Genomic DNA, 18,478 nt, shown 5'->3' with positions numbered 1-18,478 from the left:
GCGGCGAGGAGGGCATCGCCCGCATCCGCGAGCTGACCGGCGGCGTGGGCAAAGTCATCGAGGCCGTCGGCACCCGCCAGGCCCTCGACACCGCGCTCGGCGCGGTCCTGGACGGCGGCACCGTCAGCCGCCTCGGCGCGCCGCAGTACGAGCAGGGCCCGATCGGCCCGGCCGAGTTCATGCGCAACATCACCCTGACCGGCGGCGCGAGCCCCGCCCGCGCCTACATCCCGGAACTGCTGCCCGACGTCCTGGACGGCGCCATCGACCCCGGCCGCGTCTTCGACCGGACCTTCCCCCTGACCCGGACTCCGGACGCCTACCGGGCCATGGCCGACCGCCAGGTCCTCAAGGCCCTCATCCGCCCCTGACCACCCGCCCGCGCCGCCCGCTACGTCTCCTGGGCACTGGCCACCGGCTACCGCGAGGACCTGTTCGTCACCACCGAGCTGCGGGTCCAAGGCAAGGGAGTCGATCAAGCCGATCGCGACGTCATGCCGAAGGACAAGGGCGGCCGGGCATGACCAATCCGCCCCCGTGTACTAGAGTTATCTCGACATCGAGATATCTGCCGAGGTGCACCGCAGTCGCACACTCCGCCGATCCCAGTGGTAAGGCTTGCCTAACTTAGCCTTACCTTAGCGGATCGGTCGAGACGTAGTGGCGGCAGGATGCGGTGGGAACGCGCACATGAATGAAGGAGACTGTCGTGTCGGCGAACAGCTTCGACGCCCGCAGCACGCTGCAGGTGGGCGACGAGTCGTACGAGATCTTCCGCCTGGACAAGGTGGAGGGCTCGGCCCGGCTCCCCTACAGCCTTAAGGTCCTGCTGGAGAATCTGCTCCGCACCGAGGACGGCGCGAACATCACCGCCGACCACATCCGCGCCCTCGGCACCTGGGACTCGCAGGCCCAGCCGTCGCAGGAGATCCAGTTCACGCCGGCCCGTGTGATCATGCAGGACTTCACCGGCGTGCCCTGCGTGGTGGACCTCGCGACCATGCGTGAGGCCGTGAAGGAGCTGGGCGGCGACCCGGCGAAGATCAACCCCCTGGCGCCGGCCGAGCTGGTCATCGACCACTCCGTCATCGCGGACAAGTTCGGCACCCACGAGGCGTTCGCGCAGAACGTCGAGCTGGAGTACGGCCGCAACCGCGAGCGCTACCAGTTCCTGCGCTGGGGCCAGACCGCGTTCGACGAGTTCAAGGTCGTCCCGCCGGGCACCGGCATCGTCCACCAGGTCAACATCGAGCACCTGGCCCGGACCGTCATGGTCCGAGGCGGCCAGGCCTACCCCGACACCCTCGTCGGCACCGACTCGCACACCACGATGGTCAACGGCCTCGGCGTGCTGGGCTGGGGCGTCGGCGGCATCGAGGCCGAGGCCGCGATGCTCGGCCAGCCGGTCTCGATGCTCATCCCGCGCGTCGTCGGCTTCAAGCTGACCGGCGAGCTGACCCCGGGCACCACCGCCACGGACCTCGTGCTCACCATCACCGAGATGCTCCGCAAGCATGGCGTGGTCGGCAAGTTCGTCGAGTTCTACGGCGAGGGCGTCGCCGCCACCTCCCTCGCGAACCGCGCCACCATCGGCAACATGTCGCCGGAGTTCGGTTCCACCGCCGCGATCTTCCCGATCGACGACGAGACCCTGAAGTACCTGCGCCTGACCGGCCGCAGCGACCAGCAGGTCGCGCTCGTCGAGTCGTACGCCAAGGAGCAGGGCCTCTGGCTCGACCCGGCCGCCGAGCCCGACTTCTCCGAGAAGCTGGAGCTGGACCTCTCGACGGTCGTCCCCTCGATCGCAGGACCGAAGCGCCCGCAGGACCGCATCGTCCTCGCGAACGCCTCCGAGCAGTTCAAGAGCGACGTGCGCAACTACGTCGCCGACGACGACGAGGCGGGCAAGGAGTCCTTCCCGGCCTCCGACTCCCCGGCCGCCAGCAACGGCGTGCCGAGCAACCCCGTCACGGTCACCGCCCCCGACGGCTCGACGTACGAGCTCGACCACGGCGCGGTGACGGTCGCGGCCATCACCTCCTGCACCAACACCTCGAACCCGTACGTCATGGTCGCCGCCGCGCTCGTCGCGAAGAAGGCCGTGGAGAAGGGTCTGACGCGGAAGCCCTGGGTCAAGACCACCCTCGCGCCCGGCTCCAAGGTCGTCACCGACTACTTCGACAAGGCGGGGCTCACCCCCTACCTCGACAAGGTCGGCTTCAACCTCGTCGGCTACGGCTGCACCACCTGCATCGGCAACTCCGGCCCGCTGCCGGAAGAGGTCTCCAAGGCCGTCAACGACCATGACCTGGCCGTGACTTCGGTGCTCTCCGGCAACCGCAACTTCGAGGGCCGGATCAACCCGGACGTCAAGATGAACTACCTGGCGTCCCCGCCGCTGGTCGTCGCGTACGCCCTCGCCGGCTCCATGAAGGTGGACATCACCAAGGACGCGCTCGGCGTCGACCAGGACGGCAAGCCGGTCTACCTGGAAGACATCTGGCCGACCGAGGCCGAGGTCAACGACGTCGTCGCGAACTCCATCGGCGAGGACATGTTCAACAAGTCCTACGCCGACGTCTTCGCGGGCGACGCCCAGTGGCAGGCGCTGCCCATCCCGGAGGGCAACACCTTCGAGTGGGACGCCCAGTCGACCTACGTCCGCAAGCCCCCGTACTTCGAGGGCATGACGATGGAGACCACCCCGGTCTCCGACATCGCCGGCGCCCGCGTGCTGGCCAAGCTCGGCGACTCGGTGACGACGGACCACATCTCGCCCGCCGGTGCCATCAAGGCCGACACCCCGGCCGGCAAGTACCTCACCGAGCACGGCATCGAGCGGCGTGACTTCAACTCCTACGGCTCCCGCCGAGGCAACCACGAGGTCATGATCCGCGGCACCTTCGCCAACATCCGCCTGCGCAACCAGGTCGCGCCGGGCACCGAGGGCGGCTTCACGCGTGACTTCACGCAGGCCGACGCCCCCGTCTCCTTCATCTACGACGCCTCGCGCAACTACATCGAGCAGGGCATCCCGCTGGTCATCCTGGCCGGCAAGGAGTACGGCTCCGGCTCGTCCCGCGACTGGGCCGCCAAGGGCACCGCGCTCCTCGGCGTCAAGGCCGTCATCGCCGAGTCGTACGAGCGCATCCACCGCTCGAACCTCATCGGCATGGGCGTCATCCCGCTCCAGTACCCGGCGGGCCAGACCGCCGAGTCCCTCGGCCTCACCGGCGAGGAGTCCTTCTCCGTCGCCGGCATCACCGAGCTGAACGACGGCACCACCCCGAGCACGGTCAAGGTCACCACCGACACCGGCGTGGAGTTCGACGCGGTCGTCCGCATCGACACCCCCGGCGAGGCCGACTACTACCGCAACGGCGGCATCCTGCAGTACGTGCTGCGCAACCTGATCCGCAACTAGCGGCTCCAGTACGGCAGTTGAGGGCCGCATCCCCGGCGACGGGGGTGCGGCCCTCCGCGTCTGTCCACCGCCCGTCCGCGCAGGTCATCGCCAGTGCTCAGGTGGAACACAGGATTCCCCCAGCGGGCCGGGACAGAATCCGGACATGACTGGCACATCGGGGTCCCGCAGCAGCCGCGTACGCGTGCTCATCGTCGACGACGAGCCCGCGCTCACCGAGCTGCTCTCCGTCGCGGTCACCGAGGCCGGCTGGCGGCCCTACCCCGCGCCGGACGGGCACAGCGCGCTGCGGATCGCCCGCGGCTGCGCCCCGCACGCCGTCGTCCTCGACGGCATGCTGCCCGACCTGGACGGCGTACAGGTGCTGCGGCGGCTGCGCTACGAGAACCCGAGGCTGCCCGTCCTCATGCTCACCGCGCGGGACGCGATCGAGCACCGCCTCGACGGCCTGGAGGCGGGCGCCGACGACTACGTCACCAAGCCCTTCTCCCTGGAGGAGGTCGTCCTGCGGCTGCGCGGACTGCTGCGCCGGGCCGGCAGCGAACGGACCCCGACCGACGACTCCGTACGGGTCCTCGGCGATCTCGCGCTGTCCGGCGAGACCCGTGAGGTGCGGCGCGCCGGTGAGCCGATCCAGCTCACCGCCAAGGAGTTCGACCTGCTCACCCTGCTCCTCGAACATCCCCGCCAGGTGCTGAGCAAGGCCCAGATCCTCGACCACGTGTGGAGCACCTCCTTCGACGGCGGCGGCAACCTCGTCGAGGTCTACATCTCCAGCCTCCGCCGGAAGATAGACCGGGGCCGCGCTCCTATGATCCACACCGTGCGGGGAATGGGATACGCCATACGGCCCGTGGAGGACGGCAGATGAACCTCCTGACCCGCAACCGAGGCCGTCTGCGCGGCCGTTCGCTGCGCACCCGACTCCTGCTCTTCATCAGCGCCACCCTGGTCGCCGTGTGCGCCACGATGGCCCTCACCACCGTCTTCGCCCAACGCGCCTATTTGCTGGGCAACTTGGACGACCGGGTCGGCGACGCCGCCCAGCGAAGCCTGGGCGGGGCCGAACTGCGTCCGGACTTCGACGACGACCTCGGGTTCCTGGCGGAGAACGGCCACGCGGCCGGGACACTCGCCGCGCGGCTGGACGACAAAGGCGCGATCATCGCCGCGGCCGTCGTCAGCCAGGACGCTCCGCCGCAGAACCTCACCGCCGCCCAGCGCGCGGCCCTCAAGGACATCACGGCCGACGGCGCGAAGCACACCCGGACCGTGCCCGGCCTGGGCACCTACCGGATCACCGTGCTCGACGACAACGGGGTCCGGGTCCTCGCCGGCCTCCCGATGGACGACGTACAGGACATGATCAGCGGCCTGGTGGTGGTCGAGGCGGCCGTCGCCCTCGCCGGACTGACCGTGGCCGGCTGCCTGTGCGCGGTGGTCATACGACGGCAGCTACGGCCGCTCGGCCGGGTCGCCGCCACCGCCGTCGAGGTCTCCCGCTCACCGCTCGGCCACGGCGAGGTCACCGCGCTCACCCGGGTGCCCGAGCGGGACACCGACCCGGGCAGCGAGGCCGGCCAGGTCGGCGCCGCGCTCAACCGCATGATCGACCACGTCGAGTCCTCGCTCGCCGAACGCCAGCGCAGCGAGGAGCAGATGCGCCGCAGCGAGGAACGCATGCGCCGCTTCCTCGCCGACGCCAGCCACGAACTCCGCACCCCGCTGGCCTCGATCGCGGGTTACGCCGAGCTGATGAACCGCGGCACCGACCGCATCGAACCGGGGCTCGCCTGGCGCCGGGTCACCGCCGAGTCGGCGCGCATGACGGGCCTCGTGGAGGACCTCCTGCTGCTCGCCCGGCTCGACGAGGGCCGGCCGCTGCAGTCCGCCGAGGTGGACCTCGCGGCGCTGCTCGCCGAGTCGGTGTGGGACGCGCGCGCGGCAGGCACCGACCACGAGTGGCAGCTCCAGCTGTCCCTGGACGCCCCGGCCATGGTCGTCGGCGACGAGGCCCGCCTGCACCAGGTGTTGGCCAACTTGTTGGCCAACGCCCGTATGCACACGCCTGTTGGCACGACGGTCACGGCGAGCGTCGAGGCCACGGCCGCCCACACCGTCGTCATCCGTGTGCGCGACGACGGCCCCGGCATCCCCCCGGCCCTCCTCCCCACCGTCTTCGAACGCTTCACCCGCGCCGACGCCTCCCGCGCCCGGGCCGGCGGCAAGGAGGGCGGCTCCGGCCTCGGCCTGGCCATCGCGACGGCGATCACGGGAGCCCACGGCGGCCGTATCGACGTGACCAGCGTGCCGGGCCGCACGGAGTTCACCATCGAACTCCCGGCGGCCGAACTCCCGCCCGCCGAAACGCAATTGCGCGCCCGTACGGCGCCGGTCTAGGGGAGCACCGGGCGCCGGACGGACGCGCGTCGCCGACTGCTGCCGACAGCTAGGGAGTGGTCGTGAACCCGTCGAAGTCGGCCTCGCCCGTGGTGCCCGAGGCGTGCGAGGTCTGGGTCAGGCCGACGTCCTGGGTAGCGGCGGCGGTCGGGACGTCGACGGTGCCGACCAGGTTCCAGGTGACGTCATCGGTGGAGTAGTAGCCGCTGTAGGTGGTGCCGTCGCGGACCAGCTTCAGCCAGGACGGGTAGACGGCGGTGCCGGTGGAGTCCTGGGAGTCCAGCTTTCCGTCGCCGTCGCTGTCCCAGTCGAGCAGATAGCCGTTGCCCGGGGTCGCGACGAGGGCCAGATAGCCGGGGGAGGTGTTGGGCTGGGTGATGTCGTTGCGGACCATGATCCCGGCCTTCGCCCAAACGTCGGTGTCCGACTGCGAGTTGAGCTTCACCGTGGTCACCGAACCGTCGTGCTCGGCACCGGGCAGATAGACCGTGCCGTACTCGTTGGTGCCGTTGTACAGGTCCGCGCCCTGCGCCCGGATGCCGAGTTGGGTCCCGGACTGACTGAAGCTCGCCGTGGTGGAGGCGAACGTCCGGTAGGGGGCGGTCACTTGGTGGTTGACGGTGATCGTGTCACCGGCGGCCAGCCGGGTCCGTCCCGCCGACCCGAAGCGATAGGTGGCGCTCCCCTTGAAGTCGCTGGAGTCGAAGAGCTTCGCCGAGGGCGGGATGGAGACGGAGTAGGTGGCCTTCAGCGCGTGCCCGCCCCGGATCGTCTTGGCCCGGGTCGCCGAATGCGTGGTGATCTTCGTGCCGGCCGGCCCGGTGAGGGTCAGGGCGGCGTCGGCGACGGGCCGTGACCCGTTGTCGGACAGGACCGCGGTGACGGTACGCGTGGTGCTGTCACTCGACGCAGGCGCCCAGTTGAGCCCGAACGACACGTCCGGAGCCGCGCCGCTCACCACGTGCCGACTGCCGTGCACCCGGTAAAGGACAACGCCGTGCGCGGGCACATTGGCGGCGATCCGGCCCGCCGACTCGGTCAGCCGGTGGCTCCACAGATCCCGCAGCGCGTAGTCGCGCGCCTTGGACAGCCCCAGCGCCGACGCGGTCGTGGCCACCTCCCGAGGAGCCGACCCGGTGTTGAACAGGCCCACCACGACATCCCCGTCGGCCTCGGTCTTGGCGAACACCTGCGCGTTCACGTCCGAGGAGATCCGCTTGGCGTCGATACCGTCCTGGTCGACCGCGAGAACGTCGGTGTTCTTCAGCAGCGCGAGATCCCCGGCGTCGAGATGCGTGAGATCGGTGCCGAGGAAGAGCGGAGAGGCGGCCAGCGACCACAGGCTCATCTGCGTCCTGCGCTCGTCGGGGGTGAGGCCGTTGTTGTCCCCGTTCCCGATCTCCAGGGAGTCGTAGTCGTTGTAACCGCCGGGTCCGCCGTACGGCGCCCAGGCGGCGACCTGATCGAAGCGCGAGGCGACCGAGGCCCAGGTGGTCAGGGGGTAACTGCTGCCGTCAGGACCGCAGTAGCACTCGATGTCGCCGCCGGTGCGCCAGCCGTTGGAGAGTTTCTTCCAGGTGGCCGCGTTGTTGATGTCGAGGTTGTTCGACAGCTCCAGGTGGATGGGCCGGCCGGTGTGCCGCAGGGCGTCCGACCAGGCCTGGACGTCCTGTTGGTCGGAGGTGCCGACGCCGTCGATCTTGAGATAGTCGATGCCCCAGCCGGCGAACTGACCGGCCCAGGAGTCGAGATACGTCTGCGCGCCAGGCTTGGTGTAGTCGATGCCCACCATGCCGCCGCAGTTGTAGTTGCTCTCCGTCGTCGTGGTGGCGATGTCCCGTGCGTGGTACGGCGTTCCCTTGATCTCCGTGTTCTTGGCGACCGCCTGCTGGGAGATACCGGGCGTGACGTACAGCCCGAACTTCAGCCCCAAGGAGTGGACATAGTCGGCCACCACCTGGACACCGTTCTCACCGCCGCGGGGCGGGAACTTCACGGGGTCGGTCACCCAACGGCCGTACTGGTCGACGTCCGGCCCCTGGCTGCCCGGGCACTGGTACCAGAAGTCGTCGACGTTGGCGTACACGAACCCGTTCTTCGCCAGGCCGCTGGTCTTGAGCGCCTTCGCCTGCGCCTCGATCGTCTGCGCGGTCGGATTGCGGCGGACGAAGCTCCAACTGCTCCACCCCAGCGCGGGTTTGACCCCGACAGCGTTGTCATCGGCCCGCGCGGACTGCCCGCCCGACGCGGTGACTCCCATGGTGAGCAGCAGCGCTCCGGTGAACGCGGCCAGCGCACCGCGGATCTGTCTTCTCATGAGCTGTTCCTCCATCGCAACGCCCACATGACTCAGAAAACGTCAATAACCAACCCCGTGAACGCGACAAGTGAACATGACCGAACGCCAGTCACCACATAGCGCGTTTGGCCAAAACTGGGTCAAGCCTGTGGGGCTGCTGTGGCGAGATGGGGAGGAAGGTCCTACTTGCCCCGCTGGGCATGTCAGGGGGATCGGCCATGGCGCTCAACTGCTCACCGCCGCACTGCCACCCAGCAACCGCGCCTGTTCCCGCTTCAGTTCGCCGAAGCCCCGCCGCGCGTACGCGGCCAACTCCGCGCTCGGGAACGCGACCAGCGAGAGATGTTCCGAGAAGTCACCCCGCGCCCAGCGCGCCACGGTGATCTCGTAGCCCGCCGTGTGCGCACACAGCTCCAGCAGCAGCGACGGCATCTCCGACTCCCGCAGCAGATCCGCCCGCCCGACGACGAGATCCCGCGTCTCCCGCAGGACGGGCAGGAACACGGTCGTCACCCACAGCCGCCAATCGGCCAGTTCCTCGTCGGTCGGCGGAGCCGCTTCGTCGCCGAAGGGCGAGACGCCCCCGGGCCGGGCGTGCCGCTCCATGAACGCGGCGAACGTACGGGCGTTGGCCTCCGTCAGCGCGAACAACGGCCCGTAGAAATCGCTGAGTTGCCGGTTGACCCGGGCGAGCCGCTCCTGCCGCTGCGCCAACCGCAGACCGTTGAGATAGGTGGCGGCGAACCCGGCGAAGGCCAGGGCGGCCGTGACGGCGACTGCGATCATCCACTGATCGTAGGGGCGTACCGCCAGAACGGGTCGGGCCGAAAGCAGTTGCCCTCCGGGTGGACTCCGTGAAGGATCCCGCTGTTCGGGGAGTCGTCGGATCGCTCACTGCCAGGCCTCGGCTCCCGAACGCACCTTCCCGATGACCGAGGCGGACCTCTCGCACCGGCGGGCGCGCTTCGAGGAGTTCGACGCCGCGGAACTCGCCGGTCGTGACGTCGGCGGTCCACCTCTGGGCCGGCCGGACTGGCCCGAGTGGGCCGCCGCCCGCCGGCCGTCCTTCACCGGGACCCGGCGGCCCGGAAGCCGACCGGGTCGCCGGCACAGGCCGTCGACGGCGCCTGCCGTCGGGTGATCAGTCGTAGGGGTTGAGTGACGTGCCGGACGTGCTGCAGTTGTCGAAGGTCGTGTCGCGGCAGACCGTCACCCAGAGGCTGTGGATGCCGCCGTCCAAGCTGCCTGACAAGGCGCTCCATGTGGTCGTGGTGCCGCACCCGCTGGTGTTCCAGTGGTTCGGGAACTGGAAGCCCGGCACGGTGACGTAGAAGAACACCGGGTGGGCGTCGCAGGAGGTGTCACTGAGCTTCACATTGCGCAGGGTGAAGGATTCCGAACCGGTCCAGTCGACGGTGAGCGAGACGGAGGCACCCGTGGTGCTGGCGCTGAGCGGTTGGTTGTCCGAGGCGTTGGCCGTGCCGGCTGTGAACCCCAGGGCCGCGACCGCGAGGCCGGCAACGAGGGTGGCGATACCGCGCTTCTTCATGATTCCTCCCGTGTGTTCGGGGCGAGGCGTCTTCTCCCGCCGCGATGTGGTGCTGAGCGTTGGTCGTGTACGGGCCGCCGGCGTGGTCACTCGCCGACGGCTTGGCGGCAACAGGCTGTGGCCGCGGCCGGGTCGGCGCCAAGGGGCTCCGGGCGCATTGGGAGGGCGGGACGGCGGTGCCGCCTTGACCTGCGTCGTCGCGCAGCCGCTGGGATGCCGCTGGGACGGCCACCGCGGCCGGGCCACCGGTGGACACCGGTGTCGCCCCCGAAACGGTCCAGCCGTACCGCGGCGTTTACAGCTGCCCCTGTCCGCGCTAGCTTCACAGGAAGTGGGGTGGGAGCGCTCCCACCCGCCCGGCGGTCCGGAACCCGCCGGGTGTGGTTGGGGTGCCCCACCCCGTGTATCCGCCCCCGCGCGTTGTCGGCCCAGTCACGCTGGTCGTTGCTGGATGGTCAACTGGACGCTCCCCGGCGGCCAGTCGGTCGCGAGCCTCTGGAACGGGGACGCGACCCACACCGGCCAGGACGTGATGGTCCACAACGCCGACTGGAACGGCTCACTGAGTCCGGGGCAGAGCACCACCTTCGGCTACGTCGTGAACGGCGACGGCGGTGACCCGGCAACGACCCTTCCCTGTCAGGTCGGTTGAGCCCTTGCTCGGGGCGGACCCGGTGGACGGGGGGCCACCGGGTCCGCGAGCCGGATGGGCGATGGGGGTGAGCCCACCCGGGTGGTGCGTGGCTTGGGGCGACACTGCGATGCGACAACGTTGTCAAATGGTCTGCATACGACTCTACCGCGCCAACGGACAACGATGTCAAGCCAGTTGGCCTGCGGACGCCGTCCGAGTGGGTGCCCCGCGCGCCCTCGCCGGCACACGCGCTCTTCCGTGGTACGGGTGGCGCACGTTACTGTCCCTGCGGCTTGTGCGACCTGTGGTGCGCGACCCGTCCGAAGGAGGAGGGGCCGCGTCATGCGTTTCCGTCCCATGTCCCTAATGCTCGCCGCCGCGCTCGCGCTCGGCGGCGCCACCCCCGCCCTGGCGGCAACTGCCGCCCCGCCACAACTCGTCAAGGACCCCAGCGCCTACGTCGATCCGCTGATCGGCACCAAGAACGGCGGCAATGTCTTCCCGGGCGCCGTCGTGCCCTTCGGCATGCTCTCCTGGAGCCCGGAGAACACCAGAGGCAGCGCGACGAGCACGGCAGCGCCAGGCGGCTACCAGTACGACGCCACCCGCATCCGCGGCTTCAGCCTCACCCACATGTCCGGCACGGGCTGCGCGGGCGGCAGCGGCGACATCCCGTTCTTCCCGTACGCCGGTGAGGTCACCTCGTCCCCGGCGAGCGACACCAAGGACGCCGTCTACGCCTCCGACTTCGCCCACACCGCCGAGACCGCCGAACCCGGCCACTACAAGGTCGGTCTCGCCTCCGGCGTCACCGCCGACCTCACCGCGACGGCCCGTACCGGCTCCGGCCGCTTCACCTACCCGGCCGACAAGCCCGCCTCACTGCTGATCCGCACCGCCAACTCCGAGGTGGGCTCCACCGATTCGTCGGTCACCATCGACCCGGCGACCCGCACGGTCTCCGGCTCGGTCACCTCCGGCAACTTCTGCGGCTACCTCGACCCCGAGGGCCAACGCGCCTACTACACCCTCTACTTCACCGCCACCTTCGACCGCGCCTTCAAGACCACCGGTACCTGGCAGGACGACAAGCTGACCCCGGGTTCGACGAGTGCGACCGGCGGCACGGGCGGGTTCGCCACCGGCGGGCGGCCCGTCGCGGGCAAGGGCGCGGGCGGCTACGTCGAGTTCGAGCCCGGCACCGGCCCGGTCGGCGTCAAGGTCGGTGTCTCGTACGTCAGTCAGGCCGGCGCCGAGGCCAACCTCGCGGCGGAGAACCCGCCGAAGCGCTCCTTCGACGCGGTCGAGGACGCCGCCCACCGAGCCTGGCGCGACCAGCTCAGCGCGATCAAGGTGGGCGGCGGCACCGACACCGAACGCACCACCTTCTACACCGCGCTCTACCACTCCCTCCTGCACCCGAACGTCATCAGCGACGCCGACCGCAGATACACAGGCAGCGACGGCAAGGTGCACAAGGTCAGCCGGGGGCATCAAGCGCAGTACGGCACCTTCTCCGGCTGGGACATCTACCGGTCGCAGGTCCAACTGCTCACCCTGCTCAGCCCCCGCACCGGCTCGGACATCGCGCAGTCCCTCTACGAACTCGCCCAGCAGAACGGCGGGGTGTGGGACCGCTGGCTGCACGGCGCGAGTGGCACGCACGTCATGAACGGCGACCCCTCGCCCACCGCCCTGGCCGGCATTCGCGCCTTCGGCGGCACGGACTTCGACCTGAAGGGGGCCCTCGCCTCCCTCGTCCAGGCGGCGACCGTACCGACCGCGCAGGACCTCTCCTCCTCGGGCAAGCCGGTGCTGTCGGTGGGCCAACGCCCGTCCCTCGACAAGTACTTGAACCTGCACTACATGCCGTCCGTCTCCAACGCCTGGGGCGGCGCCGCCGAGACCCTGGAGATGTCCACGGCGGACTTCGCGCTCTCCCAACTCGCCACGGCGGCAGGGAAGAAGAGCACGGCGGCCGACTTCGCCAAGCGCGCCCAGTGGTGGCAGAACAACTTCAACATCGCCGCCGACCCCACCGGCGGCTACATCGCCAACCGCAAGGCGGACGGCAGTTGGGTCACCGGCTTCACCCCGGGCACCGGCAACGGCTTCGTGGAGGGCACGGCCGCCCAGTACACGTGGATGGTCCAGCACAACCCGGCGGGCCTCTTCGCGGCGATGGGCGGCACGGACAAGGCGCTGGCCCGCCTCGACTCCTTCTTTCATGAGGCGGACGGGAGTTGGTCCTTCACGGGCAGCGGCGGCGACAAGTCGGAGCTCGACAACGAGCCGTCCGTCAACGTCCCCTACCTCTACGACTACGCGGGCGCGCCCTACAAGACCCAGGAGACGGTCAGGGCGGCCATGAAGCAGCTCTGGACGACCGACCCCGCCGGCATCCCCGGCAACGACGACCTCGGCGAGATGTCGTCCTGGTACGTCTTCTCCGCGCTCGGCATGTACCCCCAGGTCCCCTCCCGCGCCGAACTCACCCTCGCCTCCCCGCTGTTCGAGCGCATCGAGATCAAGCGCCCGCACGGCAACGACATCTCCATCCACGCGAAGGGCGCCGCGACCGACGCCCCGTACATCCAGTCCCTGAAGGTCAACGGCACTGCCAGCGACCGCCCTTGGCTCTCCTCCTCGATCGTCAAGAACGGCGGCACCCTCGACTACACCCTCTCCACCACCCCGAACCGCACCTGGGGCAGCGCCCCCGCCGACGCCCCGCCGTCCTTCCGGACCGGCGAACAGCCGTACCAGATCGGCGTCGGCCCGACCGCCGCGACGCTCGCGCCCGGCGACAGCACCAAGGTCAACATCAAGGCCCTCTCCCTGAGCGGCGGCACCGGCCCCGAGGTCCGCTACAGCGTCGAGACGCCCGCCGGAGTCACGGCGACTCCCGCCCAGGGAACGGTCGTCGACGGCTCCCAGGACATCACCCTCACGGCCGCCACGGACGTCAAGCAGGGCTTCTACGACGTGAAGGTCACCGTCACCTCGGGCGACACGTCGTACGAGCAGCCGGTGTCCCTCACGGTCGCGGCGCCCGGCACTCTCCTCGCCGCCTACAACAACACCGGCGTCTCCGACGACACCGGCGAGCACGACGAGGCGGACTACGACGGAGGCGGCTGGAGCTACTCCCTCCAGGCCCTCGCCGCGGCCGGGGTCACCCCGGGCGGCACCGGCACGGTGGACGGGCTCGGCTTCACCTGGCCGAACTCGCCGAACGGGCGCCCGGACAACGTCTCGGCGGCCGGTCAGACCGTCCAACTCCCGCAGCCCGCGGCCAACTTGTCCTTTGTCGGCAGCGCGGTCAACGGCAACCAGCAGACCAAGGCGACCGTCACCTACACCGACGGCAGCACCGACGTGATCGACCTGTCCTTCACGGACTGGACGGTCGGCGGGGGCGGCGGCACCGTGCAGTACGGCAACGAGGTCGTCGCCCGGACCGCCTACCGCAACGTCGCGGGTGCGGACAAGGACCCGGTCGTCACCTATGTGTTCGCCACCAAGCCGTTCGCGGCACCCACGGGCAAGACCATCAAGAGCGTGACACTTCCGGACGACCCGGATCTCCATGTGTTCACCCTTGCGGTGAACTGACGTCCACAATGTGTGCCCTCGTCCGTTCCGGTGGCGGGGGCACACCGCCGCGTGCGAGCATCCCCAGATGGTTAAACGGCCGCAGCTGCCCGAGGAGTTCCGGGCCGAAGCGCGTTCGGCCTTCGCTTTCCTGGTGGAGGGCGAGGGCTTCGCGCCGCCGGAGGACATAGACGGCGGCCTGCGCTATCTGCGCGCCGACCTGATGGTGCGCGTCTGGTTCCTGGGCGGCGCCGAATCGGAGGTCCTGACACGACTGATCCCCCTGGCGCCGGACGGCACCAGGGGGAGCGGGGCTTGGCTGGACGACCTGTACAAGGCCGCCGCGTGCGGCCCGGCCCAGGACGTCCCCGTCTTCGCGTCGACCAGAAGAGGCGTGCTCAGACGGGTCCACCAGCACGCGGAGGCGTTGCGGAAACTGCTGCCCCGCCTCCCCGTGCCGTGACCGGCTCTCAGGCCAGCAACTCCACCTCCGCGAGCGTCGAGGAACTGTCCAGCACCAGGCGGTAATGCGCGTACGAGCCAGGTGACTTGACCGAGAAGACGCGTGTCTGCCTGTCCCAGGTGAAGGACTCGCCGGAGCGCTTGTCGAGCGTCTTCCACGAGGTGCCGTCGGTCGAGCCCCGAAGGGTCCAGCCGGTCGGTGCCTGTGTGTGGTCCTTCGACGACGTCAGCGTGTACTGGATGCCCTTGGTGGCCTTCGTGACCGGCAGGTCCACCGAGGTCACCGTCGCCTCCGTGGCCGACGTGTTGTCGAACAGGGTCCCGACACCCGCGAGTTGGTCGGACCGGGGCGTCGGCACCTTGTCGTTCTTGGTGATCGACACCGGCGCCGCGTTCTTGCCGCTGCCCCACGCCGAGGGCTTGGAGCCCATGGAGAAGTCCAGCACTCCGCCCTTCTCCAGCAGCGAGTGCGGGAGCGAAGTCGACGTCCAGGGCTTGCCGTTGACCTTCAGGCTCTGGACGTAGACGTTCTTCGTGCTGTTCTTCGGCGCCTTGACGACCAGGTCCTTGCCGTTCTCCAGGTGGACGGTCGCCTTGGTGAACAGCGGGGAGCCGATGGTGTATTCGCCGCTGCCCATCACCAGCGGGTAGAAGCCGAGCGCGGAGAAGAGGTACCAGGCCGACTGCTCGCCGTTGTCCTCGTCGCCGTGGTAGCCCTGCCCGATCTCGCTGCCGGTGTAGAGGCGCGACAGCACCTCACGCACGTCCTTCTGCGCCTTCCAGGGCTCGCCGGCCGCGTCGTACATGTAAGTGACGTGGTGGGCGACCTGGTTGGAGTGGCCGTACTGGCCCATGCGGACGTCCCGTGCCTCGGTCATCTCGTGGATGACACCGCCATAGGAGCCGACGGTGGCGGACGAGGCCTTCTCCGGGGTGGCGAAGTACTCGTCGAGCTTGTCGCCGAGGGCCTTCTGGCCGCCGTAGAGGTTGGCGAGGCCGCGGCTGTCCTGCGGGGCGGTGAAGGCGTAGCCCCAGCCGTCGGTCTCCGTGTAGTCGTAACCCCAGATCTTGGGGTCGTAACTCGCGGAATCCACGCGCCAGTTGCCCTTGGCGTCCTTGCCCTGGAAGAACCCGGCCTGCTTGTCGAAGAGGTTCACGTAGTCCTGGGCCCGGTTGAGGAAGTACTCCGACTCCTCCTTGTAGCGCTTCTCCCCGGTCTTCTCGTAGAGGGCCTGGCCCATCTCGGCGATGCCGTAGTCGTTGTTGTAGCCCTCCATGGCCCAGGAGAAGCCCTCGTTGGTGTCGGTGCTGGTGTAGCCGAGGAAGGGCGAGGTGGTCATGCCCTTGCGGCCCACACCCGACGAGGGCGGGACGACGGTGGCGTTCTTCACGGCCGCGTCGTAGGCCGACTTGGCGTCGAACTTCACGCCCTTGACGTACGCGTCCGCGAACGCGACGTCCGAGGAGGTGCCGGTCATCAGGTCCGCGTAGCCGGGGGAGGACCAGCGCGAGGTCCAGCCGCCGTCCTTGTACTGCTGCACGAACCCGTCGACCATCTCACCCGCCTGACTGGGTGTCAGGAGTGAATACGCGGGCCAGGTGGTCCGATACGTGTCCCAGAAGCCGTTGTTGACGTACACCTTGCCGTCGACGATCTTCGCACCGGTGTGCGTCGGGGTGTCCTGGCTCGGCATCGGGGAGAACGGCGAGGCGTACTGGTACTTCGAACCGACCTTCTCGAAGCCGGAGTTGGGGTACAGGTACAGCCGGTACATGCTGGAGTACAGCGTGGTCAGCTGATCGGGTGTCGCGCCCTCCACCTCGACCTTGCCGAGCAGTTTGTCCCACACCTTCTGGGCCTGGTCCTTGACCGTGTCGAAGGAGGTGCCGTCCGGGATCTCCTGGCTCAGGTTGTCCTTCGCCTGGTCGACGCTGATCAGCGAGGTGGCAAGGCGCAGGGTGACCGTGTGGTCGGCGCCCGCCTTGAACTTCAGATAGCCCTTGACGCCGCTGGAGGAGCCGTCCGTCACCGGCGCGTCGAACACGCCGTAGACGAAGAGCCGGGTAGCGCCCGTGGACAGCCCGGACTTGACGTCCGAGTAGCCGGTGACGGTCCCGTTGGTCTTGTCGAGGGTCAGGCCCGCCTGCTCGGTGACGTTGTCGAAGATGACGCTCGCGTCGTCGCCGGGGTAGGTGAAGCGCAGCGAGGCCGCGTGGTCGGTCGGGGCCATCTCGGCCTTGAGACCGTTCTCGAACGTGACGCCGTAGTAGTACGGGCGGGCGGTCTCGTTCTCGTGCTTGAACGCCAACTCCCGTGCGTTCGGGTCGGTGTTGGGGGTGCCCGAGGCCGCCGACGGCATCACCTGGAAGGTCTGCCGGTCGCCCATCCAGGGGCTCGGCTCATGGCTCAGGCTGAGCGCCTGGAGCGTCGGCAGGTTGGCGTCGTTGTTCGCGCGTGAGTAGTCGTAGAGCCAGCTGAGCGACGACGAATTCGTCGCCGGGGTCCAGAAGTTGAAGCCGTGCGGCAGCGCGGTGGCGGGGAAGTTGTTGCCGCGCGAGAAACTGCCGCTGGAGTTGGTGCCCCGGGTGGTCAGCGCGTAGTCGGACAGATGCGCCTTCGGCTTCTCGGGCGCGAGGCTCTTGATGCTCACGTCGTCCAGCCAGCCCCGGAACTTCGCCGGGCCGCTGGGGGAGTCGTAGGCCAGCAGGATCCGGTCGACGGTCTTGCCGGCCGCGACCGAACCGATCCGCGAGAGGACGTTGTTCCACTGGTTGACGTAGAGGATCTTGGCCGCGCCCTGCCCCTGCGGGGTGAGCGCGAAGCCGTGCGAGTCCGTCGCGCCGAGGTCGCTGAGATAGGTGCCGTCGGTGAAGGCGAGGTCCACGGAGACGTTCGTGGCGTCGTAGTCCAGGTCGCCGTCGGCCATCTGCGGGAAGATCTTGTACGACAGCGCGGTGTTGCGGTCGACGGCCACGTCCACGTCGAAGACCTTGTTGTACGAGTAGGCCCGCCCCGTCGCCGTATGACGGCCCGCGTACCGCAGTGCCCGCGTCCCGGTGAAGCCGGCGCCCGCCTTGGCCGTGGGGGAGCCGCTGGGGCCGTGGTCGACCAGCGAGAGCATGTCCTCGGGGATCGGGGCGGTGGAGCCGCCGGTCGAGAACTGGACGTCGGCGAGCTGCAGGATGTCGCCGCCGTTGTTCTTGCTCACGTCCAGCCTGAAGTGCTGGTACTCGGCCGGCTCGGCGAGGTCGTACGACTTGGTCTGGAACCGCGCGGAGAACGACTCGCCGGAGCGGGTGTCGACGGTCTTCCAGTCCTTGCCGTCGGTGGACCCCTGGAGGGTCCAGTCCTGCGGGTCGCGCTCGTCGTGGTCATTGGCCGAAGTCAGCGCGTACGTCACTATTTTGAGTGGCTTGTCGAGGTCGAACTCGACCCAGCCCGTGGGGGCGAAGGTGAGCCACTTGGTGCCGGACTCGCCGTCGACGAGGTTCTCCTTCACCTCGCCCGCACCCGTGTTCTCGCCGCTGGCCCGCAGGTCCGTGACGTGGTCGTCCACATTGCCGGGGATACCGCTGGTGTATCCCCCGTCGACACCGGAGGCCCGCTTGGAGCCGTCCGGCGCGGTGTCCACGGTGTTCAGCCAGTCCGGTGCCGGATCGCCCGCCTCGAAGGAGGAGGCGAACTCCCCGGCCGGAGCGGGGGCCTTGACGGGCAGCGCGACGGCCGCCCCCTGCGAGCCCGCCACCAGAGCGACGGCGGCCACCGAGACGGCTGCCGAACCCCACCATCTGTGATGCATACGAGGGCATCCTCCCTGCACGTGGGACAACGTTGTCAATTTCGACGCGCAGGCAACAGTAGGGAGTCAAGTGGCCAGTGATGTCAAGGGTGTTGAGTGCGGCATTCGGGCGCAATAGCGGGGATTTCTCCGGCATCGAACGCACAGGGCCTTCATATTTCCGCGAGGTCTCACTTCGGAAAAGACCGACAACCTACCCTGCATTCGATCTTGCTCTGCTGGCAAGAAGTGGACTATACCTGTCGGCGTTCCACCCCTGCACGAACCAGCTCGACCTGACCGCGGTGCCGGGGAGGATCCGGTTCACCGCCTGAGT

The 18,478-nt window shown here is 69.1% G+C and carries 9 protein-coding genes and 2 pseudogenes; 7 read left to right on the top strand and 4 right to left on the bottom strand.

Annotated elements, in window-relative coordinates; all coding sequences use genetic code 11:
- The 4 genes and pseudogenes from R6V09_RS08755 to R6V09_RS08740 all read left to right on the top strand — a co-directional run.
- Window positions 1-371, top strand: a pseudogene (locus R6V09_RS08755) (IMP dehydrogenase); the annotation flags it as partial.
- A 338-nt stretch (window positions 372-709) separates the two neighbouring features.
- Window positions 710-3,424, top strand: a complete 2,715-nt coding sequence (acnA, locus tag R6V09_RS08750; protein ID WP_317880779.1) for an aconitate hydratase AcnA — start codon at window positions 710-712, stop codon at window positions 3,422-3,424.
- Between the two features lie 145 nt (window positions 3,425-3,569).
- Window positions 3,570-4,295 carry a response regulator transcription factor gene (locus R6V09_RS08745; RefSeq protein WP_317880778.1) on the top strand — a complete coding sequence of 242 codons (726 nt, stop codon included), beginning with the start codon at window positions 3,570-3,572 and terminating at the stop codon, window positions 4,293-4,295.
- Window positions 4,292-5,824, top strand: a complete 1,533-nt coding sequence (locus tag R6V09_RS08740; protein ID WP_317880777.1) for a sensor histidine kinase — start codon at window positions 4,292-4,294, stop codon at window positions 5,822-5,824. The genes R6V09_RS08745 and R6V09_RS08740 overlap by 4 nt, the downstream gene beginning before the upstream one ends.
- A 49-nt stretch (window positions 5,825-5,873) precedes the next feature.
- Here R6V09_RS08740 and R6V09_RS08735 read toward each other — a convergent pair whose 3' ends face one another.
- From R6V09_RS08735 to R6V09_RS08725, 3 genes are all read right to left on the bottom strand, one after another.
- Window positions 5,874-8,141, bottom strand: a complete 2,268-nt coding sequence (locus R6V09_RS08735) for an NEW3 domain-containing protein (RefSeq protein ID WP_317880776.1) — start codon at window positions 8,139-8,141, stop codon at window positions 5,874-5,876.
- A 207-nt stretch (window positions 8,142-8,348) separates the two neighbouring features.
- Entirely contained in the window at window positions 8,349-8,909 is a 561-nt protein-coding gene (locus tag R6V09_RS08730; RefSeq protein WP_317880775.1) for a hypothetical protein, read from the bottom strand.
- 355 nt (window positions 8,910-9,264) lie between these two features.
- Complete coding sequence (locus R6V09_RS08725; RefSeq protein ID WP_317880774.1) at window positions 9,265-9,672, bottom strand: hypothetical protein; 408 nt, start codon at window positions 9,670-9,672, stop codon at window positions 9,265-9,267.
- A gap of 448 nt (window positions 9,673-10,120) precedes the next feature.
- On the opposite strand from R6V09_RS08725, the pseudogene R6V09_RS08720 reads away from it, so the two are divergent.
- From R6V09_RS08720 to R6V09_RS08710, 3 genes and pseudogenes are all read left to right on the top strand, one after another.
- A pseudogene (locus R6V09_RS08720) lies at window positions 10,121-10,324 on the top strand (cellulose binding domain-containing protein); the annotation flags it as partial.
- A 324-nt stretch (window positions 10,325-10,648) separates the two neighbouring features.
- A complete protein-coding gene (locus R6V09_RS08715; RefSeq protein WP_317880773.1) occupies window positions 10,649-13,921 on the top strand; it encodes a GH92 family glycosyl hydrolase in 3,273 nt (1,090 codons plus the stop codon).
- A gap of 67 nt (window positions 13,922-13,988) precedes the next feature.
- A complete protein-coding gene (locus R6V09_RS08710; protein WP_317880772.1) occupies window positions 13,989-14,363 on the top strand; it encodes a hypothetical protein in 375 nt (124 codons plus the stop codon).
- A 7-nt stretch (window positions 14,364-14,370) separates the two neighbouring features.
- Here the strand turns inward: R6V09_RS08710 and R6V09_RS08705 are convergent, their stop codons facing one another.
- Window positions 14,371-18,162: a GH92 family glycosyl hydrolase gene (locus R6V09_RS08705; RefSeq protein ID WP_317880771.1), complete on the bottom strand. Its 3,792-nt coding sequence runs from the start codon at window positions 18,160-18,162 to the stop codon at window positions 14,371-14,373.
- Window positions 18,163-18,478: the final 316 nt, after the last annotated feature.

The organism is Streptomyces sp. W16, from assembly GCF_033194735.1.
GTDB lineage: Bacteria > Actinomycetota > Actinomycetes > Streptomycetales > Streptomycetaceae > Streptomyces.
Note: the sequence above shows the minus strand (reverse complement) of the source record. Positions and strands in the feature narration are given on the sequence as shown.

Coding starts and splice junctions, on each gene's coding strand:
- R6V09_RS08715 (WP_317880773.1), top strand. CDS start 10,649: ATGCGTTTCCGTCCCATGTCCCTAATGCTCGCCGCCGCGCTCGCGCTC.
- R6V09_RS08740 (WP_317880777.1), top strand. CDS start 4,292: ATGAACCTCCTGACCCGCAACCGAGGCCGTCTGCGCGGCCGTTCGCTG.
- R6V09_RS08710 (WP_317880772.1), top strand. CDS start 13,989: ATGGTTAAACGGCCGCAGCTGCCCGAGGAGTTCCGGGCCGAAGCGCGT.
- R6V09_RS08725 (WP_317880774.1), bottom strand. CDS start 9,672: ATGAAGAAGCGCGGTATCGCCACCCTCGTTGCCGGCCTCGCGGTCGCG.
- R6V09_RS08705 (WP_317880771.1), bottom strand. CDS start 18,162: ATGCATCACAGATGGTGGGGTTCGGCAGCCGTCTCGGTGGCCGCCGTC.
- R6V09_RS08730 (WP_317880775.1), bottom strand. CDS start 8,909: ATGATCGCAGTCGCCGTCACGGCCGCCCTGGCCTTCGCCGGGTTCGCC.
- R6V09_RS08745 (WP_317880778.1), top strand. CDS start 3,570: ATGACTGGCACATCGGGGTCCCGCAGCAGCCGCGTACGCGTGCTCATC.
- R6V09_RS08735 (WP_317880776.1), bottom strand. CDS start 8,141: ATGAGAAGACAGATCCGCGGTGCGCTGGCCGCGTTCACCGGAGCGCTG.